The organism is Gracilimonas sp., from assembly GCF_040218225.1.
Taxonomy (GTDB): domain Bacteria; phylum Bacteroidota; class Rhodothermia; order Balneolales; family Balneolaceae; genus Gracilimonas.
Genome location: NZ_JAVJQO010000002.1, coordinates 235,009 through 256,265, shown reverse-complemented (window position 1 = coordinate 256,265; position 21,257 = coordinate 235,009). Strand labels below are relative to the sequence as shown.

The 21,257-nt window shown below is 41.3% G+C and carries 17 protein-coding genes; 5 read left to right on the top strand and 12 right to left on the bottom strand.

Features of this window, described 5'->3' with window-relative positions:
• Positions 1-34 precede the first annotated feature (34 nt).
• From obgE to RIB15_RS01145, 3 genes are all read left to right on the top strand, one after another.
• Entirely contained in the window at positions 35-1,033 is a 999-nt protein-coding gene (gene obgE, locus RIB15_RS01155) for a GTPase ObgE (protein ID WP_350200312.1), read from the top strand.
• Positions 1,008-2,129: a DNA-processing protein DprA gene (gene dprA, locus RIB15_RS01150; protein ID WP_350200311.1), complete on the top strand. Its 1,122-nt coding sequence runs from the start codon at positions 1,008-1,010 to the stop codon at positions 2,127-2,129. Before obgE ends, dprA begins: the two co-directional genes overlap by 26 nt.
• Positions 2,130-2,217: 88 nt before the next feature.
• Entirely contained in the window at positions 2,218-3,426 is a 1,209-nt protein-coding gene (locus tag RIB15_RS01145) for a GAF domain-containing sensor histidine kinase (RefSeq protein ID WP_350200310.1), read from the top strand.
• A gap of 52 nt (positions 3,427-3,478) precedes the next feature.
• Here RIB15_RS01145 and RIB15_RS01140 read toward each other — a convergent pair whose 3' ends face one another.
• The 5 genes from RIB15_RS01140 to RIB15_RS01120 form a co-directional block, all read right to left on the bottom strand.
• Positions 3,479-4,624 (bottom strand): baeRF7 domain-containing protein, encoded by a 1,146-nt coding sequence (locus tag RIB15_RS01140; protein WP_350200309.1) that lies wholly within the window; start codon positions 4,622-4,624, stop codon positions 3,479-3,481.
• A 181-nt stretch (positions 4,625-4,805) separates the two neighbouring features.
• Positions 4,806-6,542 (bottom strand): phospho-sugar mutase, encoded by a 1,737-nt coding sequence (locus RIB15_RS01135; RefSeq protein ID WP_350200308.1) that lies wholly within the window; start codon positions 6,540-6,542, stop codon positions 4,806-4,808.
• A 131-nt stretch (positions 6,543-6,673) separates the two neighbouring features.
• Complete coding sequence (locus RIB15_RS01130) at positions 6,674-7,615, bottom strand: SPFH domain-containing protein (protein WP_350200307.1); 942 nt, start codon at positions 7,613-7,615, stop codon at positions 6,674-6,676.
• A gap of 2 nt (positions 7,616-7,617) precedes the next feature.
• On the bottom strand, positions 7,618-8,568 hold the full coding sequence (locus RIB15_RS01125) for an SPFH domain-containing protein (protein ID WP_350200306.1): 951 nt from the start codon (positions 8,566-8,568) through the stop codon (positions 7,618-7,620).
• Position 8,569: 1 nt separating this feature from the next.
• A complete protein-coding gene (locus RIB15_RS01120) occupies positions 8,570-9,067 on the bottom strand; it encodes an NfeD family protein (RefSeq protein WP_350200305.1) in 498 nt (165 codons plus the stop codon).
• Between the two features lie 171 nt (positions 9,068-9,238).
• Here RIB15_RS01120 and RIB15_RS01115 point away from each other — a divergent pair, with 171 nt between their 5' ends.
• Entirely contained in the window at positions 9,239-11,026 is a 1,788-nt protein-coding gene (locus RIB15_RS01115; RefSeq protein ID WP_350200304.1) for an ABC transporter ATP-binding protein, read from the top strand.
• Between the two features lie 21 nt (positions 11,027-11,047).
• On the opposite strand, the gene RIB15_RS01110 is transcribed toward RIB15_RS01115, so the two are convergent.
• The 4 genes from RIB15_RS01110 to RIB15_RS01095 all read right to left on the bottom strand — a co-directional run bounded on the left by RIB15_RS01110 (position 11,048) and on the right by RIB15_RS01095 (position 15,575).
• Positions 11,048-12,016 (bottom strand): hypothetical protein, encoded by a 969-nt coding sequence (locus tag RIB15_RS01110; RefSeq protein WP_350200303.1) that lies wholly within the window; start codon positions 12,014-12,016, stop codon positions 11,048-11,050.
• Between the two features lie 17 nt (positions 12,017-12,033).
• Positions 12,034-12,906 (bottom strand): hypothetical protein, encoded by an 873-nt coding sequence (locus tag RIB15_RS01105; protein ID WP_350200302.1) that lies wholly within the window; start codon positions 12,904-12,906, stop codon positions 12,034-12,036.
• Positions 12,907-13,027: 121 nt separating this feature from the next.
• Positions 13,028-13,984: a pyridoxal-phosphate dependent enzyme gene (locus RIB15_RS01100; protein ID WP_350200301.1), complete on the bottom strand. Its 957-nt coding sequence runs from the start codon at positions 13,982-13,984 to the stop codon at positions 13,028-13,030.
• Positions 13,985-13,988: 4 nt separating this feature from the next.
• On the bottom strand, positions 13,989-15,575 hold the full coding sequence (locus RIB15_RS01095; RefSeq protein WP_350200300.1) for an AsmA family protein: 1,587 nt from the start codon (positions 15,573-15,575) through the stop codon (positions 13,989-13,991).
• A 105-nt stretch (positions 15,576-15,680) separates the two neighbouring features.
• On the opposite strand from RIB15_RS01095, the gene RIB15_RS01090 reads away from it, so the two are divergent.
• Positions 15,681-18,278 (top strand): M14 family metallopeptidase, encoded by a 2,598-nt coding sequence (locus RIB15_RS01090; protein WP_350200299.1) that lies wholly within the window; start codon positions 15,681-15,683, stop codon positions 18,276-18,278.
• A 54-nt stretch (positions 18,279-18,332) separates the two neighbouring features.
• On the opposite strand, the gene RIB15_RS01085 is transcribed toward RIB15_RS01090, so the two are convergent.
• From RIB15_RS01085 to RIB15_RS01075, 3 genes are all read right to left on the bottom strand, one after another.
• Positions 18,333-18,800 (bottom strand): hypothetical protein, encoded by a 468-nt coding sequence (locus RIB15_RS01085; RefSeq protein ID WP_350200298.1) that lies wholly within the window; start codon positions 18,798-18,800, stop codon positions 18,333-18,335.
• A gap of 31 nt (positions 18,801-18,831) precedes the next feature.
• On the bottom strand, positions 18,832-20,355 hold the full coding sequence (locus tag RIB15_RS01080) for an amidohydrolase family protein (RefSeq protein WP_350200297.1): 1,524 nt from the start codon (positions 20,353-20,355) through the stop codon (positions 18,832-18,834).
• A 134-nt stretch (positions 20,356-20,489) separates the two neighbouring features.
• Positions 20,490-20,948 carry a methylated-DNA--[protein]-cysteine S-methyltransferase gene (locus tag RIB15_RS01075; RefSeq protein ID WP_350200296.1) on the bottom strand — a complete coding sequence of 153 codons (459 nt, stop codon included), beginning with the start codon at positions 20,946-20,948 and terminating at the stop codon, positions 20,490-20,492.
• Positions 20,949-21,257: the final 309 nt, after the last annotated feature.

Below are 21,257 nucleotides of genomic sequence, written 5' to 3'. Positions count from 1 at the left end.
GATTAAGTACTTTTGACTGAAAGAAAAACACTTTATGCGCTTTGCTGACTACGCTAAAATTTATGTAACGGCCGGAAGGGGTGGAGATGGCTCTGCTCACTTCAGAAGGGAAAAATATGTCCCAAAAGGAGGTCCTGACGGTGGAGATGGGGGCAAGGGTGGTGATGTTATCCTGGTTGGAAACGAACAGCTGAATACTATACTTGATCTCAGATACCGAAAATATGTGAGGGCCGGAAATGGGGAAAACGGGGCAAAAAGTAAAAGCTCTGGCGCTGCAGGTGAAGATGAAATTCTGGAAGTACCGCTCGGCACAGTAGTTTTTGATGCAGACACTAAAGAGAGGCTGGGTGAAATTACTGATCACGAAGAAAAACTGGTGATAGCCAAAGGTGGGAAGGGAGGCTTGGGAAACTGGCACTTTCGCAGTTCTACCAACCAAACCCCACAGCATGCCCAGGAAGGTAAACCCGGCGAAGAACGAACCGTAGAGCTGGAACTTAAACTTATAGCTGAAGTGGGATTGGTAGGGTTTCCAAATGCCGGAAAAAGTACCTTGCTTTCGGCTTTATCACATGCTAAACCAAAAATAGCCGACTATCCTTTTACTACGCTGGAGCCCAACCTTGGTGTGGTTAAATTTGAGGACTTCCGTAGTTTTGTAATGGCTGATATTCCTGGAATTATTGAAGAGGCTCACGAAGGAAAAGGGCTTGGAATTCAGTTTCTCCGGCATATTGAACGCAATAATGTGTTGCTATTTATGGTCAGCGTTATGACGGACATTAAGTACGAATATGAGGCCCTTTTAAATGAACTGAAGTCCTACCGAAAGGACCTTCTCGACAAACCCCGCATTCTTGCAGTTACTAAAATGGATTTAAAACAAGGGTTTGAGTTAGAAGAAGAACTTCACTTTGATGATGAAATTCCCGTTATTCCTATTTCGTCAGCTACTGGTCATGGTATAGACGAGCTGAGAGAGAAACTATGGGAATACATTCAACATGGGAAAGAACAAGAAGAAACGTAGGGTACTGGTTGCGCTGAGTTTAATTCCGGGGTTTGGGAGCCGGCGCATTTATAAACTGCTTAAAAACATTGACGAGCCGGAAGAAATATTCAGCCTTGGAAAAAGAAAACTCCGGTCTATTGAAGGTATTGGAGAGGCCTCTGCACTTTCGATCCTGGCGTTTGACAGCTGGGAAAAAGTGGATGCTCTCATTTCGGAGACAGAGAAAACCGGTTCTGAAATTATTACTATAGGTGATCCTGATTATCCTCCTCTTTTAAAACAAATATATGATCCTCCTGCTCTATTTTGGATTAAAGGCAATCCCGAAGCCCTTTCTAAACCGGGAGTTGCTGTTGTCGGAACAAGAAATACTTCGGCTTATGGCCGGAATATGGCGAAGAAGTTAACGGGCGAATTGGCTGAACAAGGATTGTGCATTTTTAGCGGCTTGGCGTATGGCATTGATTCGATAGCTCATCAAACTGCATTGGAACATAATGCATCTACTGTGGCCGTGCTGGGTTCAGGGATTGATAACCTGTATCCTAAAAAGAATGCTGATTTAGCGAATCGAATTGTTAAATCGGGGGGCGCTGTTATCACTGAATTTACTCTTGGAACCAATCCTGATGCAGGCAATTTTCCGGTAAGGAATCGTATTGTAAGTGGAATGAGTCTTGGGGTATTGGTTGTAGAGTCTGGTATTAAAGGGGGAAGCATGATTACAGCGGATCTTGGATTGGATCAAAACCGGGAAGTTTTTGCTGTACCACATCCACTGGGAAGTCCTTCAGGAACAGGATGTAATTATCTGATTAAGAGAGGTGCAGCTAAACTGGTTCAAACGGTAGACGACATTATGGAAGAATTACCTGTTGAGCATTCTTCCGGAGCAGAAATATCACAAGAAGAGAAAAAAGTAAACTGGCGGGATAAAGAACTTGATGAGACCGCTATAAAAATCTGTGAAGCTTTAGAAAAAGAATCATTTCAGGTAGATGATTTGAGTGATGCAATTGGAATCAGCACCAGCCGGCTTTTAGTATCTTTACTTCAGTTAGAAATGGATGGGATTGTGCTGCAGAAAGCCGGAAAGAATTTCGAGTTGCTCTGATTACTAATTGGCTTATTTATGAACTTTTATACTTAAGTTTCTAATAGCTCCATCGATAACACTGGTAATCAATAGATAAATTTATCGCATGGAAACCAGTGTATTGAATCCAGTTCCTGAAAAGGAATTAGAAAGGATATTAGAATTATCTGCATTTGATTTAGACTATTCGGGTTTAGATCCTTTACTAAAGGATTTGGCAAAGTTAGCAGCTAAGATTGCGGAAACTGAAATCTGTCTTATCAACCTGATAGATTCTTTCACCCAGTGGACCGTCGCATCCTACGGCTTATATATAGAACAAATGCCCAGAAAGGAAGGTATTTGTCAATACACGATATTGAGTGAGCAGGCTTTTGAAGTTCAAGACCTGAGTACGGACAAGAGGTTCAGAGAAAGGAAATATGTAGCTTATCCTCCAAGGCTCAAATATTATTTCGGAATACCACTTATAACCAGCAAGGGGTTTAAAATTGGTACATTGTGCATGCTAGATGCCAACTCAAAAAGAATAACCAAGGAAAAAGCTGAGCTTCTAAAAATTATATCCAGCGAAATTGTAGAACGACTTGAAACCCGCAAGAAGGTTGAAAAATTACAGTCCGGATTAATAGCGGGATATAATTTTAAAAGAAAACTGAATCATGATATCCGCGGACCTATTGGTGGTATTCTTGGTTTGATTCAGCTTATTAAAGATCAGGATCTAGAGAAACAGGTTGGTGAGATTGTCCGCTACCTGGACTTAATTGAAAAAGCAGGTAATAATTTACTGGACATTACCAATGAAAGGCTTTCATCAGAAAAGCAAAATGGGGAAAGAAAACCGGGTGAACAGGAATTCAATTTATTGACTCTGAAAGAAAAGCTTAAGGAGTTATATGAGCCACAGGCTCAAATCAAAGATATTGACCTTACTATTGCTAATCACCAGCAGTGCGAAGACTTGCCTTTTCCAAAAAGTAAGGTCCTTCAAATTGCAGGAAACCTCATTTCAAATGTTATACAGTTTACCTTAGAGGGAGAAATGGTCATGGTGAGGCAGGAGTATAAATGCGCTTCAAAATCAAATTACCTGTTACTGACTATCAAAAATACAGGATCAAAGTTAACCAATGATCAAATCGGTCAGATTTTTAATAACAACCAGGATTTAAATCAAAAAGGTATAGCTCTGAATCTTCAGGCGATTCGTTTGTTGCTGAAAAAAGCCGGGGGGACTTTGTCCATATCTGATGAGGGGGATAGAGGCAACAGGTTCGATATTGAGCTTCCCGTTATGCTTACAAAAAAATGAAAAGGCCGGAATTTATTACAAACCCGGCCCCTTTATTTAATTTATCAGGATGCTAGCTTTTGTAACGATAAATAGCAGCCAATCCTGAATTTTTTGGTACCTCAGCTTGTGGCAAGCCATATAAGGTACTTCCGGTCCTGATGGCAGATATAGCTGCGTAGTTAATCAGGTCAACCGATTCACCATTAAGTGATTCTGACATATCCACGCGATTCTCATCGGGATGAAAAACACCAAACTGCCTGTAACCCATAGGAACAAAAAGCGTGTCGACTTTACCGTAATAAGCGCTTTTGACAATTTCCTCGATTTCAGTAGAGATTAACTCGCTTCCCTGCAGATTGTTGAACCGTTCAATATCACTTTCAATATCCTGCTGGAAATAATCTTTGGCAATCTTCCACGATTCTTTAGCAATTTCATCTGCGCTCTTGTTATCAACATTACCGGTAATAGTTGTAGGTAATACATTAAAATATTTGTTAGCCTTTTTATAATAGGCAACCATTTTTTCTGGTCCGGCTATTATGAGTGGCCCGTTTTCTTTCTTAAGATATTTGGTCACTTTATTTTCAATATGCTTTAGAAAAAGCTCAAGCTCTTTATCATCTTCATTTGTATCGCCTCCTTGCCCATGAAACATAGCATTTTTGCCACTGGTACCGGTATGTTGCTGAATGGATCGTTCGTGGACATGATATTTAAGATGTTCTTTCATGCTTGTTGGGACACTCTCAAACTCGACTTTGGTAGTTAAGTCGGGAGCAATCTTGAACATTTTTGTCTCATTCTGACTAAGCATGAGCACATGATAAATGCCGTGATGATTTTGAAGCTCCAAAAGAGGGGTAATAAGAAAATTTTCAGCGATGTAGTAATTCTCTTCAGGACTTACCGGTATTTTAAAGTAGTCGAAGTAATCTTCATTTATGTATAAAGCTAATCCTTTATCCTGATGTAGCCAGAACTGATTTTCTTCGGTCAAAGACTGAACTTTTTTAAAGAGATCTTCTGCTTTACTCTCTTGCCAGCCTTTTTCTATGAGTTCACTCTTTGCTTTTTGAATAAGGTTCTTAAGCCGAATCGTATCTTGCTTGCCTTCTTCACCGGTTTTATGAGTAGGTAAAAATATAGTGACATTAATATCCTTTGTTTCATTGATTAGCTTCTCAATGGTATCTCTTTTCACTACACTCATAGTTATTACCTCATTAATTTTAGTTGAACTGTACTAATACAACAAAATCAGCCCCGTGGTGTTCCATAAATAACCATCAAACACACCGAATAATTAATAAGGTTTTATAATGAAAGTAAAGACCCTTCCTATCTTTCTTTAAGGCTCAGGAAAAGCAAAAAAAGAACCAAGAATCGTAAAATTAGCTCTTTAAGCTCTCAATCATCATTTCAATTTTTTTGTCGAGAGTAGCCGAAACCTGATTGTAATCTTCTGTACTCATCAGGTTTGTATTAACACTGCAGTAGAATTTAATTTTTGGTTCAGTTCCGGAAGGTCTTGCGGATACGATGGCACCATCTTCCGTAATAAACTGCAAAACATTTGATGTTGGCAAGTCGATATCGGTTACTTCTCCAGTGGCGATATTTTTAGACTTGGCAGTCTGATAATCTTTAACTGTCACAACCTGAGAACCTCCCAGTTTTTTTGGTGGATTGGCTCTGAAATTCATCATCATCTGCTGAATTTCTTCCGCACCTGACTTTCCTTTCTTTGTCACCGAAACCAGGTTTTCACGGAAAAATCCATGCTCTACATACATATCGAGCATCGCTTCATACAAGCTGGTTCCCTGATCTTTATAGAAAGCAGTCATTTCTGCGATAATAGCGCAGGACACAACCGCATCTTTGTCTCTCACATGATCGCCTATCAGGTAGCCATAGCTTTCTTCTCCACCGGCTATAAACTGCTTTTTACCTTCAAGCCCGGTCATTAATTCACCAATATATTTAAATCCTGTTAAGGTATTAAAGCATTCCACTCCTTTAGCTTTGGCTATGCGATCAATAAGGTAAGAAGTAACGATCGTTTTAACGATGTACTCATTGCCGGTTATTTTGCCAGCTTGTTCCCATGCCGTTAGCATATAATTGATTATGAGTGAACCTGTCTGATTTCCGTTCAGGAGCACAAATTCTCCAGTCATATCTTTCACGGCAATTCCAACCCGGTCTGCATCCGGATCGGTAGCCATAACCAGATCAGCATCAATTTCTTTAGCTTTTTCTAATGCCATATTGAGTGCTTCTTTTTCCTCAGGGTTGGGATATACAACCGTAGGGAAGTTGCCATCAACCGTCATTTGTTCTTCGACCACAGTTACGTTTTCAAATCCGTATCGTTTTAAAACCTCCGGTACCAGGTTTCGCGAAGTTCCGTGAATAGGAGAGAATACGATCTTCAAATCCTTTTGCCTTTTTATAGCCTCTTCAGATACAGATAAATCTGTAAGAGCCTTCAGGTATTTTTCGTCCATTTCCCAGCCAATAACTTCAATCAGCTTATCATTTCCATTAAAGTTGACATCATCAACGCTGTCAATTTTCTGAACTTCCTCCATTACCATTTTATCATAGGGAGATACAAACTGTCCGCCATTAGCGCCATAGGCCTTGTATCCATTGTATTCTTTGGGATTGTGGGATGCCGTTAGCATCACCCCACTTTGGCAGCCAAGCTCTCTGATGGCAAAAGATAACTCTGGGGTAGGGCGCAGGGCATCAAAGTAATACACTTTAATTCCATTAGCGGTGAAGACGTCAGCAACAACTTTCGCCAACTGTTCAGAATTATTCCGACAATCATGAGCAATGGCAACTTTGAGATCCTGATCAGGATATTCTTTTTTCAGGAAATTACTTAAGCCTTGGGTGGCAATACCAAACGTATATTTATTAACACGGTTTGAACCAATTCCCATGATCCCGCGAAGTCCGCCAGTGCCGAATTCCAGGTCCTTATAAAATGCATCAGTCAACTCATCGAATTTCTTATCGTCGAGTTTTTGTTGAATGGCTGATTTGGTTTCCTTGTCATAGCTTCCGTTTAACCATTTGTCAATTTTTTCTTGTACAGCCGGATCTAATGCGTTCATTTCTAAGGAATTTTATAAAAGTGAATCTGTTGGTTTCAGGCGGCTTTTTTCCGCAGGAAGGAATATAAATAATAAAAAAGGGCAATTCATGATTTATGAACTGCCCTCTATAGTTAGATATGATCTATGACTCAACTTTCCTTTTTCTTTACTGTCAGTTCATCAAGCGAGAGGCCATTCATAACAGCATCGTAGTTGGAAATATCCTTTGGCAGAATTACGCTGTTTTCATCTCTGCCAAGCCCCGAGAGAACGGTCAGATATTTCTCAGAAAGTTGAAGTTGCATTGCCTCTTTACCCTTTGGCTGGGAGAGCGCTCCTGCTATTTCTTCAATAGATTTTGCCGTTGCTTCTGCGATGGATAAAATTTCCTCGGCCTGACCTTCAGCTTCATTAATACGGCGCTGCATTTCGGCTTCGGAGATATTAATGATTTCGGCTCTCATCCCTTCAGCATCATTTACTTTAGAACCTTTTACACCTTCAGACTTAGCAATAATAGCCCTGCGGTCGCGCTCCGCCGTCATTTGTCTTTCCATGGCTTTTTGGACGGTACGAGGGGTCAGAATGTTCTTAATCTCATAGCGATGTACCTTAATACCCCATAGCTGTTCAACTTCACTAAGCACACTTACAACTTCGCGGCTCATAGCAGCCCGCTCTTCAAAAGTTTGATCCAGCTCCATATTACCCAAAACAGAACGGGTTGTGGTCTGGGCAAGTTGTACGGCAGCATACCGGTAGTTGGTGACGCCATAACTTGCGTTAACAGGATCCATCACACTCAGATAGATTACGCCATCTACCTCCACTTTCACATTGTCTTTGGTGAAACATTCCTGTGGTTCTACCTCGATGGTTTCCTCACGCAAATCCTGTTTATAAACGACCTTGTCTACAAAGGGGATAAGAGCATGAAAACCGGGGCCTAATGTCTTTTGATAATTCCCCAAACGCTCAACAATGTATGCGTACTGGTTGGGAACCAACCGTAGTGAGCGAATGAATTTATACATTACAAAAACCGAAAATACACCTAATAAAACCTGACTAATTGTCTCCATGATTTCCATGATTATTGCTCTCCTCGGTTAGATGTTTTGGTTTTGTTTGTTGGATTTTTTGTGTGGTCGCTGATAGTACTTACACCTTCAAAAAAGGTTTTAAGATTTGCCGTTTCGGTAGGGAGAACCGACACATTTGAGTTTTGTATAATATTACCAAACTGTTTGATGTATTGTTCAACAAGCTTGGTTTTAACTGCGATATCTCCGCCTGGTTTTTGAATCGCTTCAGCTACTCTCCTAAGTCCTTTAGCTGTTGCATTGGCAACCAATTCTATCTCTTTAGCCCGTCCCTTTGCTTCGTTGATTCTTCGCTGACGCTGAGCTTCAGAAATCAAAACCTGGCTTTGTTGTTCACCTTCAGACTCATAGATGCGTGCCTGTCTATGACCTTCGGAATTTGTAATCTCAGCTCGTTTGGCTCGCTCAGCTTCCATTTGCCGCTCCATAGTATCCACAATTTCACTGGAAGGGCGGATGTTCTTTATTTCATATCGCATCACTTTGATCCCCCATGGATCTGCAGCCTTATCAATCTCACGAACGATGTTTTCATTCATTTTTTCTCGTTCTGAAAAGGTATCATCCAGCGTCATTTTACCGATTTCACTTCGCATTGTGGTTTGGGCAAGGTTCACAGCTGCTGCCTGGTAATCCGAAATTCCATAGCTGGCTTTATGAGAGTTCATTACCTTCAGGTACACGAGGCCATCTACTGCAACTTCAATATTGTCTTTGGTGATACATGTTTGGCTTGGTACATCCAACACTTGCTCTCGCATTTCCTGGCTGTACGCGGGCCGGTCTACAAACGGAATCAGGAAGTGAAACCCAGGTTTAAGAGTCTTTTTGTATTTCCCTAGTCGCTCCTGAATAACTTCTTCACGCATTTCCACGATTTGAAAGAGCCGTGTCAGCACGAAGTAGGATAAAACGATTACTACTAAAATTGTGGTCCACATATTAGCTTTGGTTTGAGTCTTTAAGTTGGTTTTTCTTTGATTCTATAATATCTACTGGTTCTACAATCCAGGTTGTGTTATCCCGGTATTTTATTCGAACCTGCACTCCGGTTGGGATTTCACCTTCCAGCGAACGCGCCTGCCAGGAAATTCCCTGAAACCTGATACGGCCTTCATTATCCAGGTCGTTAATTGGTTCAGTGACTTCGGCGATTTGGTCCATTGCTTCATAATCTTCGTCGGCAAATTTGTAGGAAGTTTCTCCTTTAAAATATTTGTTGATGAATGGACGAATAGCAATGGTTAGAATAGTTGACGACATCAGCCAGACAAATGTTGCTGTAAACGGGTCTTGCAGAAAGCCAAAGTATCTGAGAATACCCACTCCCAAACCGCTAAACCCAAGAAGAAATGCCACGCCTCCGGGAAGGACTGCCTCCAGGAACATTAACAGAATACCCCCGATTAAAAAAATCCACGTCAGAATTTCGCTATCCATAACCTGAAAACTAGATTTAAGTTTAAGTATAGATAGTGATTTGAGTGCAAAAAATCTCATTTGAATTGGATTAATTTTATGTCAGACTTTTAAACTGCGGCACGGTATTTGGATACCATTGCAGAAACCAAAATGAAGCCTTTTATTATTGGTGGCATTTAAATACAGCTGATGAGTAAGAATCCCGAAAAAGAGAATAAATCAATTAAGTCGCTTTGGCTCACGCTGAAGCAGATATTTGCTCTTAGCAAGCCGTATCGTGTGCGCTTTTATGCAGCAACAATAGTCACCATATTAGCATCAGCTGTATGGCTTACAGTTCCTTTGGGGTTGAGGGAATTACTGGATGCGGTTTTTGAATCGGGTAATAACGAGTTATTAAACTGGCTGGCAATGGGGCTGTTCGGGCTTTTTGTGCTTCAGGCAGCATTCTCCTTTTTCGGAAATTATCACCTGGAGTGGGTGGGAGAACGCGTGGTTACTGATCTGCGTAAAAAAGTATATGAGCATCTGCACCGGTTGGGGTTTAAGTTCTTTGCTGAGCGCAGACTGGGTGAAATTACCTCACGACTTACGAATGATGTCGGCTCAATCAGAACAGCTTTGACGGATTCACTTCCTCAGTTACTAACTATTTCTTTTTCGCTGATTGGTTCTGTCTCATTGATGGTAGTTCTGAACTGGCGGCTTAGCATGGTGATTTTTGTTACGGTACCTTTTGTCACTTTGGCAACCCGCTATTTTGGTCAGAAGATCCGTCATCTTTCCAAAGATATTCAGGACGAACTTGCTGACTCTACCGCCGTGGCAGAAGATGCCCTTGGAGCTGTTCGCCTGGTGAAAGCATTTGTGCGGGAAGATTATGAAGTGGGCCGTTATCAAACAGCAGTAGAAAAATTATTTAAGACGGCCCGCCGAAAAATGGTGCTAACCCAGCTGTTCTGGTCGGGTGTGGGAATCATGTTTATGAGCACTTTGGTTATCATATTTTGGTACGGCGGGAAAGAAGTACTTGCAGATCGGCTCACTGCCGGAGATCTAGTTGCGTTCATTATTTATGCATTAAACATTTCACGATCAATCAGCCAGACATCCAGATTGTATACAGCTGTAAATACTGCAGCTGGAGCTTCGGAACGTATTTTTGAACTTCTAGAAGAAACCCCTGAAATAGAGAATAATCCTGATGCGAGAGCCATAACTGAAGTGCATGGAGAAGTGGAAGTTGAGAATTTGTGGTTCAGTTACGAAGGAGAAAAAGATGTATTGAAAGGTATATCATTCAAAGCCGAAGCCGGAAAAACGATAGCACTGGTAGGGCCTAGCGGGGCGGGGAAAACCACGCTGTTAAATTTAATCCCAAGATTCTATGATCCTCAAAAAGGTTCTATTTCTGTAGATGGAAATAATATTCAGGATTTGAAGTTTAAATCTCTTCGCGAACATATTTCCATTGTACCTCAGGAAGTTCATCTGTTTGGTACTACTATCCGGGAAAACATTACATACGGGAAACTGGAAGCTACTGATGAGGAAGTTATACAGGCAGCTAAAGATGCAAATGCCCACGACTTCATCATGCAAACGGAAAATGGATATGATTCTTTAATCGGAGAGAAGGGAGTTAAGCTGAGTGGTGGACAGCGCCAAAGGTTGGCCATAGCAAGAGCAATTCTCAAAAATCCCGCTATTCTGTTATTGGATGAGGCAACATCTTCTCTGGATTCGGAATCAGAGGCCCAGGTTCAGGAAGCCCTGGTTCGGCTTATGACAAATCGTACTACTTTTGTAATTGCTCATCGTTTATCAACGGTTCAGCATGCAGATAGAATACTTGTGTTGGACGAAGGAAAGATTGTGGAGCAGGGAACCCATATCGAATTAATTGGACGGAATGGACTCTATAGTCACCTTTACGAATTACAGTTTCGTGATTTAGACGAGCCTAAAGTTCTATAGATTATAGATTTCAATGCTTGATTATTGATCCGTATTGTACATCCGGATGATATCTGAGTAGCTAAGGTTCCCAAGCAGGTTCCGTTCAGCTAAACCATTTATGTAATCTACCGTTACTCCGCCATTATACATCCCAATTATTGCCGAATAAGAAAACTCGTTAAGCAGGTCGTTCTGTGAGAGCTGATTCAGGTAATCCACAGTTACCCCGCCATTGTACAAGCCAATGATACCTGAATATGAAAATACATCCTGATAGCCATTTTCGAATAAAGTATTCAGATAGTCAATGCTTACGTCACCATTATACAATCCAATCACGGCAGAGTAGGAAAATACATCCAGGTAACCGGCTTCGTTTAAAGAAGAAACATAATCTAAGGAAACCCCTGAATTATATAACCCAATGATAGCAGAATAGGAGAATTCATCCAGTAAGTTCATTTCATTCAGTCCGTCAATATATTCTACAGGAACTCCACTGTTATAAAGTCCGATGACTGCAGAATATGAAAAATCGTCCTCCAGATATCCGGCATTATTTAGCTGCTCTAAATATTCGATGGGAACTCCGGTCTGATAAAGTGCCTGGTATCCGGAATTTGAAAAAAGGTTGTCTAAACCTGCATCATTGATTTCCACTAAATAATCAGCAAAGCCTCCTTCAAAGCTGAAATCTGGTAAAGGAGCCATCTCCGGAATATCAATGTCAGGAATATTAATGTTAATGTCGGGAATATTGACATTCACATTTTGTTGATCACTCCCAAAGACAGAAGACCATGCCTGTGCAGGACTCCAGTCGTGATACCAAAGAAAAGAAGCAGCAAATACCATGAAAATCAGGACGGCATTTTTAAACATCGAGCCGTCATCTTCTTCAGGCAAAGGCTGGTAGGACATCTCATCGTTCTCCTTACTTTTCTCCCTGATGTATTCATCCAGATCAAAATCCGGATCGCTATTGCTGTCTCTGTATTTTGTTTTCATGTTGATGTTCAATTAGTTTAACCGTCCCCATTTTCCCTTTGATACAAATCCACAATATCCAGGAAGCTGAGGTCGTCATATAAACCCTGTTCTTTAAGCTGGTCTAAAAACTCTACGGTAACACCGGCATTATAGAAATTGGTTACATACACAAACGATAATTCCTCTAGATAACCAGCTTCATTTAGTGTAACGAGATACTCTACAGGAATATCGTCATTGTAATAGGCCGTTACATCCACAAACGATAATTCTTCATATACACCGGCATCCTGCAGTCTTTCAAGATAGGATAATGGAATTTGGTTTTGATAATAGTTGGTGATGTAAACGAAAGATAGGTCTTCTAAAAAGCCTGCATTCTGAAGTTCATCAAGGTAAGAGACGGGCACATTTGCATCATAAAGCTGCCGGGCCGAAAAGCCTGAAATCTCATCTCCAAGGTAGCCTTTGTCTTGTAAAACAGATAGATACTCAGTGATGCTCATATCCAGATTACTGGCTGGTGCAGGTGGTGCTTCAACACCAGGTACAGTTGGAATTTCAGGAGGTTCCGGAATCTCAATTTCTAGTCGATCAATATCTGGGGCTCCGGCAGTTACCTCAGTTGCCTGTTCATTATTTCCAAAAACAAAGGTAAAAGCTTCTGATGGATTCCAATTATTAAACCACAAAAAAGCAGCAGCAAAAACGATGAAAATGAGGATGGCATTCTTGAAAAGATAGCGATCAGGATCTTTGGTTTCTTCTTCAATAACAATGTTTCCTGATTCCTGACTTTGGTTGCGGATATATTCATCTAAATCAAAATCGGGATCATGATCAAAATCAGAGTGACGGTCCAGATCGTTAGTGAAAGAGCGAGTTTTATTATCTTCTTTTTTTCCCATGGCAGTAAATTGTTTACCTAAGGACGAATTTAAGAAAGGAATTGTTTCACTATGTGAAAAAGAATAGTGAGGGTGCTATTTTTTTATCTGAACCTGATTATAGTGTGAGTCAAGTAATTTGTTACCAGGGAAGGTTATCCAAATCCACATTTCCACCGGTAATGATAATGGCAACTTTTTTTCCTTTTACCTCTACTTTTTCGTCAAAAACAGCTGCTACGGGAACGGCGCAGGAAGCTTCTATAATCATATTCAGGCGCTCCCACACGTAACGCATGGCTTCAATAATAGATTCTTCAGGAACGGTTACAATATCATCAACATATTCCCGGATTAAAGAGAAGGGCAGTTCACCTAAAGAAGTACGTAATCCGTCGGCAATGGTATCAGGATTGCTAACAGGTATGAGTTCACCTTTTTGGAAAGAACGGTAGGCATCATCAGCATTAGCAGGTTCTGCTCCAATAATTTTTATATCTGGCTTGATGGATTTAGCTGCCAATGCAGTTCCGCTCAATAACCCACCGCCGCCTACAGGTGCCATTATCATATCCAGATCGGGATGATCTTCCAGCAGTTCCAGGGCTGCTGTTCCCTGTCCGGCGATAATTCGGGCATCGTTATAAGGATGAATGAAAGTTGCGCCGGTTTTCTCTACTACTTTCTCAAGTGTTGATTCGCGGGCTTGTAAGGTTGACTCACAAAAAGTAATTTCAGCTCCATAGTTTTGGACGGCTTTCACTTTTACTTTTGGGGCATTTTCAGGCATCACAACATAAGCCGGAATGCCCCTTAGCTTAGCTGCCAAAGCCAGCGCCTGTGCATGATTTCCGGAAGAATGAGTAGCTACACCCTTGGCGGCTTCTTCATCGGTCAAAGAAAAAATAGCATTGCTTGCTCCACGGAATTTGAAAGCGCCGACCTTTTGAAAGTTTTCACATTTAAAGAAAATTTGGGCACCCATTTTTTGATTAACCTGTTTGCTGTTTAGCACAGGTGTACGGTGTGCATATTCTGAAATCCTTTGTTGTGCTTCCCGGATGTCAGATAGGGTAGGAGGGGTGAGTACGGTTTTCATAAATTTATTTGATCACTTCTTTAATTCCATCAAGCAGGGATTTCCACCAATAAGCGAAAATAGATTTTTCAACCTCCCGTTCAAAACTGATTTCTCCGATCCGGGCATTTTCGCCAAGATTATCAGATTTCAGTACAAAAGTATTAGCGATAAAATCTCCGAGAACCTGCTTCACTCCTGTTTTTTCAGGGTTATCTTTATTAAGAAAAGAAACTTTTAAATTCCGATACAAGACTTTTACTTCCCCGAAAGACGATGAAGAGTTCAAGGTATAGTTAGCAGACAGACTTTCAATTAGTCCGTCTTCAATTTTGACGAACCCCACATTTTGAAGCATTTCTCCGGCTTCCTGAGGATCAAAACTTCCAAGAGTCACGTCTACTGTGTGGGTGTTATTTTTATCAAAAACGGCATAACTCACATCTAAATTCAATGTTGCGACATTCATGAATAATGCGTCCACATTTAATTTCAGAGAGTCTTCATAAAATCGAGGATGACTTTCTGTGCGAAAGTTTTCAATAGTTGCATTTATATCGTTAAAAGAAATACTTCCGGGTTTTTCAGAGGGCGGTTTATGTTCTTCATAGGTGATATCAGTTTCTGAAATAGCAACTTTGTTTAACCCAAAAGAGAAATCGATGGCGTTAGCAACCTCATAAAGCAGTGGTTTGCGCTGAATACTGGTCGGACGTTCTTTGTACTTATCCCGGAAAACCTCCATTCGGGCTCCAGAAATATGCATGGAATCCATCTCAAAATGTTGGGATGCGAGAGAATCCATTTCAAAGCCTATAAACTCTATTTTTGGCACCTTCAGATCAATGCGATCTATTTGGCGGTTTTTAATTTCGGAAAATCGATACTTTGGAGCCAGCGGGTTAAGAGCAATATCGGTCAGTGAAGCATACTCCGATTTTTTATTAAAGCTGAAATCCCCGGCTGTTATTTCATAGAGTTTCTTCTCCATTGAAAGTCGCAGTCCAGAGCCACTGAGGATTAAGTTATCCATAAAAACGATTTGAGAGCCATCCAGAAGTTCGTTTATGTTTATATCTCTTGCTTCTACAGAGATATCATCAACACGAAAGACTTCCTGTTTATTGGGGCGGATAATCCGGCCTTTTCCGCTTTTTATAAACAGATCAAATGTGGCAAGTTTCTTAGCTATATCATTGGTTGAATTGCCTCCGGAATTTGAGAATGCAGAAGCTGAAAAACCTCGGTTAATCAATTCTACATCTGGTTCATTAATTGTGATGGTTTTAAAGTTGGGAAATGGTTTATTGACTAAGCTGAACCATTGAATACCATCGATAGATATCGAGGATGCAGCAATTCTCTTTATTTGTGGGGAGGCACTATCGGGTTGAACGACGATAGAATCTACAGTTATAGTACGTCGGAGGATACCGATGTGGAAAGTGGAGAAATCAAGGGTATAGTCCCGATTGGTTTGACGACTAAATTCTTCAGTGAGAGCTTTTTTTAAAGGTTCAGTCAGAAAGGTTGGAGCGATTAATGCCACGGCTCCGGAAAGAATTACAACAGTTATAACAAATATTAAAAAAACTTTTAGTGCTTTTTTCATATCTCAAAATTGAGATAAATCCTCAAAAAGCAAAGGATTTTCTTGTTAACATAATACCGCTATTTTGAAAAAGCTTTGCTTCAATCAAATTTTAAAATATCTGAAATGAAAAAAATACTGACTCTCTTTGCTTTCCTACTCATAACCAATACTATTTTCGGGCAGGATGAATTTGCTTTAGAACGATTTCAATTTCATCCCGAACTATCCTATGACTCCGAAATAACTTCTCCATCTGATTATCTTGGCTATGAGCTGGGAAAGGAGTATACCTTTCACCACCAGGTGATGGACTATTTTAAACAACTTGACCAGGAATCTGATAAAATTACTTTTCACAAGTATGCGACTACCTATGAAGGACGTGATTTATATTATGCCGTAATCAGTTCGGGTGAAAATCAGGCCAATATTGAGTCTATTCGGCAGGCTAACCTGGAGTTGGCAAACAATCCTGAATCTTCCGGCATAGAAGAAAAGCCGGTGGTTGTTTGGCTTAGTTATAATGTGCATGGGAATGAGCCATCCAGCAGCGAGGCGGCTATGCAAACGGCGTATCGGTTAGTAGCCGGTGCCGATCAGGAGACACTAAAATGGCTGGAAAACTCGGTGGTTATCATCGATCCCATGATTAACCCTGATGGCCGGGACCGCTATGTGTATTGGTACAAATCATCCCGCGCCAATATTTTAAATACGAATTCAGAAGACCTTGAGCATGATGAAATTTGGCCCGGGGGTCGCACAAATCACTATTGGTTTGACTTGAACAGGGATTGGGTGTGGCTGGTTCATCCTGAATCTCAGGGAAGAATAGCCGCTTACCAGCAATGGATGCCCCAGGTGCATATGGATTTTCATGAGCAGGGTTTCAACAATAACTATTTTGCCATGCCGGGTACTACTCCGAGAAACCTGGAGCTTCCTTCAGAATATGACAAGTGGGCAGATGCTTTTGGTCGCGGTTTGATTGAGGAATTTGACGAGGCCGGAGTGAATTATGCTACACGTGAGGCTTTCGATTTCTTTTACCCGGGGTATGGTTCTTCTTATCCCAGCGTGATGGGCGGTATAGGGATGCTGGCTGAACAGGGTGGACATAGCCGCGGTGGCCGTGCGGTAGAAACCGATGACGGCTATATACTAACTCTGCGGCAACGCGTGTTTGATCATTACACGAATGGTGTGTCAATTGTGAAAACGGCGGTAGAGAATAAGCAAGGACTTCTGAGCTACTTCAAAAACTCTGTTTCACAATCAGCCCAAAAGGGAAACACCGAAGCGTATATTCTCCCGAATAATGAAAACGACTACACCTATCAGGTAGTTAACATGTTGATGAAGCATGGCGTGAAAGTAGAGCGGGCTACTCAGGATTTCAGCCAGCGAAATTCTTTTAGTTATTGGGATGGAAGTTCATCGAACAGAAATTTCAAATCGGGTGATTTCATTATTAAGACAGATCAGCCTAAGCACTTGTTCATAAATACACTGTTCAGAAAGCAGATGGAAATTGAGGATTCGGTGATGTACGATATGGCGACCTGGTCGGTGCCTCTTGCTTATAATCTGGATGCAACCTGGACTACTCGTGGAGTTGATGCAAATACTGAAATGGTAACAGAAGAATTGACTTACAACTCAGGATTGAAAAATGCCGGAGCTCAATATGCCTATGTAATAGACTGGAAGCAGCGTCATGCCCCCAAAGCATTAGCCAAACTCTGGGAAATGGAATACAATGTTCGCAGTGCGCGCCGAAGTTTCAATAATGGAGAGAAAACCTATTCGGAAGGTTCACTCATTGTATTAGTTGGCCGAAACTATGAGAAGAGGGATCAAATTGCGGCCGATATGCAGAAGGTGGCTACAGAAGCGAATGTTGTGATAGAAGGCTTCAACACCGGAAGAATGAGTAAAGGTATGGATTTGGCTTCTGGTGATTCTCAGCCGGTTAAGAAGCCGAACGTAGCATTGATGATAGACTCTCCCTTTAGTTCCTATACAGCCGGCCAGCTTTGGTTTTTGTTTGATCAGTGGACGGAGTTTGGGATCAGCAGAATCAGATCAGGCAGTTTTTCCAGCAATGACCTTGATAACTATGATGTTATTCTGATGCCCGGCGCATGGGGTGGTTTGAATGGAGTCTGGAATGATTCTGAGATGGAAGTTTTGAAAAATTGGGTCCGAAATGGCGGAGTTTTGATCGGAACAGAAGGCAGCGGAAGCTGGCTCACGAAAGATCGGTCAGGTTTTACCGGAGTGGAACTTTTTTCTGAGGAAGATGAGGACAGCACAGAGATAGATCCCAAGGCATACACTAAATATGCAAACCGGGAAGATGTATTTGGCCTTGAACGCATTCCCGGATCTGCATTCAAGGGGATGCTGGATACTACTAATCCGCTGGCTTTCGGGATGCCGGAACGAGTTTATTCCCTGAAGTTTGGCGATGATGGTATTGTCCCTTCAACTTCATTTCAAACGGTGGGCTATTATGTGAAAGAAGGAGATGAGGTGCTGGCCTCGGGGTATGCTTCCCAAGAAAATAAAGAGCAAGCTGCTGGAATGGCTTTTGCCGCTGTTGAGAATATGGGAAGCGGGAAAGTGGTTTTCTTGCTTGATAATACCCAGTATCGCATGTTTTGGGTAGGGCCAAGCCGGATGGTTCAAAATGCGGTAATGTTGCTTCCCGGAATGTAGAAGAACATCTTATTGATACAATTAAGGCGCCTGTAAAAAGGCGCCTTTTTATTTCTATAGCTGATATCTGAATCCGATGGATCCGGTGAATCCGAAAAGTTGATTGGGGTTTATAGTAAGATAGGGGCCCATATCTATGAAGACTTCAAAAGGGGCTTCTTCAAAACCATACTCAACCCCGAGTGGAAACTCTATGCCATAGGATACATCACCGTCAACATTTGCTCCTGCATCTACATATGAGATACGAATACCCGGAGCGTAATAAGGGGTTAACGTGCCTGACTCAACACCGAGAGAATTCTCGGTTTTATAGATCTGATAATAAGCAGTCAGATCGATTTGCGTAAAATCGATCAAGGTGAGTCCCAGATCGGTACGAATTGCTGAAGACTCAGAAATAGTGAATTTAGCTGAGATTCCGGAAAGGTAACCACCAACAGCTGTCTTGCTTTCCTGGGCATAAGCTGAAGTTGAAATTCCGATAATCAGTATTAACAAAAAGGTGCGTATGCTTTTCATAATCGTTTCGTAATTTTTTTAGTGATTAATATTAATAGTCTAAACCGGGTTGAGTAATTTCAAAGGTCTCTTCCGACTTGGCAGCTTCCACCATCTCAGCTACATCCTTCAGTAGCTCTTTGGCATCGAATACAATCCCGTCTTTAATGGTGTATCGAATCCCGCCCCTGCGAACAGGCTCATTATCCTCGTTGACGTAAATGGCTCCGGTTCCGTATAAAACTTTCAGGTTTTTCATAGGGTTGGCATCTACAATTACCATATCGGCAAGTTTCCCCACTTCAATAGTACCTAATTGGTCATCAACACCAAGCACTTCAGCTCCTTTTAATGAAGCTGATTGGAAGATTTCCAATGGATGAAATCCTGCTTCCCGAAAGAGCTCCATTTCCTGTATGTAACCAAATCCGTACAGCTTGTAGATATAGCCTGCATCAGAGCCAAGAGTAACACGTCCGCCTTTATTCTTATATTCGTTCACAAACTGCATCCATAGGGCAAAGTTTTCTTTCCAGGCTATTTCCTGTTCTGTTCCCCACTCAATCCAATAAGAACCATGAGAAATGCGACTTGGGGCATAAAATTTCCACAGGGATGGCAAGGTATATTTTTCATGCCATTCGGCTCGGCGCTGAGCACTCAAATCGCGGTTTGCTTCATAAATGGTGAATGTAGGATTGAGTGTGAAATTAAGTTCGAGCATCTCATCCATAACCGATTCCCACTTTTCTGAATCTGGAGCAGCAGCTTGTTTCCAAAGCTTTCCGGCTTCCTCAAAACGATGTTGTTCGTCGTTATAATTATAGTCTAGTGGATAATCCTGAATAATTTTATCCTCAAACATAGATTCAGGTAAGCCATACCAATGTGTCATGGAGGTTAACCCTAGCTGAGCGGATTTGAGTGCATCATTATATACTACTCGGGTTTGGGCATGATGTGTCATGGTGCCAAGCCCTAATTTATTGGCCTCATCAATAGCTGCTGCATATACTTCCGGAGAAGCTCCAAAAAATTTGATTCCATCTGCTCCTTCTTTGTGAATCATTTGGACCCATTTTCGGGCTTGTTCAGGTGTAGTGATCGGTTTATCACTTCCCATCCCAAAACCAATCCATGCAGATATGCGTGGAGCAGTAATTTCATTTTTTCTACTCAATTCTTTATGCCGAAGTGTCCAATCCATGCCATTGAAAGACCCGGGTTCACGGATAGAAGTAATTCCATGAGCCAGCCAAAGTTTATAAACATATTCAGGAGTAGTTCCCTGAGCACCACCTCCGGTATGAGCATGCATATCAAAGAAACCGGGGAGTAGGTACATTCCTTCAGCATCAATTACTTTTGTTTTATCATCGGCTTTAGGTCGTCTGTTTTCGTTGATTGGAAGATTAGGATAGCCTACTGTTTGAATGGACGCTATTTTATTTCCTTCAACTACAATATCAACTGGGCCGGTAGCCGGAGATCCTGTTCCATCAATGAGATTTACACCGCGGATAATCAGTCGTTCATAAGGTCCATCACCCTCTGTTCGTTGCGGGGCGTCAGGCATTTGCGCCTGAATCGATAAAGCTGAAAAAATTAGAATTGATAACAGAGATATAGTGAATTTCATACGAGTGAATAGTTTTCTGATAAGATGAAGTGAATGTAATACAAACGGAGGTCGTTCGCCGTAAAATTTAGTTAGATAAGTAAGGCCCCCTCATGTTTGAGCAACCACTCTTTACGTTGAGCACCTCCTGCATACCCTGTTAATTTATTATCAGAACCGACAACACGATGGCAGGGGATAACTATGGCTATGGGGTTTTTCCCATTTGCTTTACCAATGGCTTGCGATGCTTTATCATCACCCAGTTTTTTGGCAATGCTTCCGTACGAAGTGGTTGAACCTTGCGGAATTTCGAGCAGTTCTCTCCATACTTTTTGCTCAAAATTAGTTCCCTGAGGTTGTAACTCTAAATGAAAGCTTGCCCTGTTACCTTCAAAATATTCCCTGAGCTGAGTTTTGGCCGATTCGGTATGGACGTCAGGATCTTCCGGTCCGTCAAAGTCCATGAATTTGATTTCAGTAATGCCATCTCCGTTCGATAAAATTCGGAGGTGACCAATAGGAGTTTCTAAAAAGCTAACGTATGTCACAGGTTCTTTTTTTAATGTAATGATCAATAGAGAATATTGACTCAAAAGTATTTATCAAAATCTAAAAAAAAAGATTTTCCAGACTTTAAATTTGCCTCTTAAATAGCTGAAAAGACGAATTTTATGCAGAGGGAAATTTTTTTTAAAAAAAAGTGTAACAAATGAGATTGGTGATACTCTTGTAATCAGCTTAAAGGTGAGATTAATGTTTATACCCTAACAGTTAGTCGATTTTTACTCCTTAAAGCTGAAACCTAAAGCTAAGGCCCTGGAACTGAACCTTCCAGGGCTTTTTTATTTTGGGAGACT

Bases quoted from the DNA above. Each gene is read 5' to 3' on its own strand.
- obgE (WP_350200312.1), top strand. From the start codon at position 35: ATGCGCTTTGCTGACTACGCTAAAATTTATGTAACGGCCGGAAGGGGT.
- dprA (WP_350200311.1), top strand. From the start codon at position 1,008: ATGGGAAAGAACAAGAAGAAACGTAGGGTACTGGTTGCGCTGAGTTTA.
- RIB15_RS01145 (WP_350200310.1), top strand. From the start codon at position 2,218: ATGGAAACCAGTGTATTGAATCCAGTTCCTGAAAAGGAATTAGAAAGG.
- RIB15_RS01140 (WP_350200309.1), bottom strand. From the start codon at position 4,624: ATGAGTGTAGTGAAAAGAGATACCATTGAGAAGCTAATCAATGAAACA.
- RIB15_RS01135 (WP_350200308.1), bottom strand. From the start codon at position 6,542: ATGAACGCATTAGATCCGGCTGTACAAGAAAAAATTGACAAATGGTTA.
- RIB15_RS01130 (WP_350200307.1), bottom strand. From the start codon at position 7,615: ATGGAAATCATGGAGACAATTAGTCAGGTTTTATTAGGTGTATTTTCG.
- RIB15_RS01125 (WP_350200306.1), bottom strand. From the start codon at position 8,568: ATGTGGACCACAATTTTAGTAGTAATCGTTTTATCCTACTTCGTGCTG.
- RIB15_RS01120 (WP_350200305.1), bottom strand. From the start codon at position 9,067: ATGGATAGCGAAATTCTGACGTGGATTTTTTTAATCGGGGGTATTCTG.
- RIB15_RS01115 (WP_350200304.1), top strand. From the start codon at position 9,239: ATGAGTAAGAATCCCGAAAAAGAGAATAAATCAATTAAGTCGCTTTGG.
- RIB15_RS01110 (WP_350200303.1), bottom strand. From the start codon at position 12,016: ATGAAAACAAAATACAGAGACAGCAATAGCGATCCGGATTTTGATCTG.
- RIB15_RS01105 (WP_350200302.1), bottom strand. From the start codon at position 12,906: ATGGGAAAAAAAGAAGATAATAAAACTCGCTCTTTCACTAACGATCTG.
- RIB15_RS01100 (WP_350200301.1), bottom strand. From the start codon at position 13,984: ATGAAAACCGTACTCACCCCTCCTACCCTATCTGACATCCGGGAAGCA.
- RIB15_RS01095 (WP_350200300.1), bottom strand. From the start codon at position 15,575: ATGAAAAAAGCACTAAAAGTTTTTTTAATATTTGTTATAACTGTTGTA.
- RIB15_RS01090 (WP_350200299.1), top strand. From the start codon at position 15,681: ATGAAAAAAATACTGACTCTCTTTGCTTTCCTACTCATAACCAATACT.
- RIB15_RS01085 (WP_350200298.1), bottom strand. From the start codon at position 18,800: ATGAAAAGCATACGCACCTTTTTGTTAATACTGATTATCGGAATTTCA.
- RIB15_RS01080 (WP_350200297.1), bottom strand. From the start codon at position 20,355: ATGCCTGACGCCCCGCAACGAACAGAGGGTGATGGACCTTATGAACGA.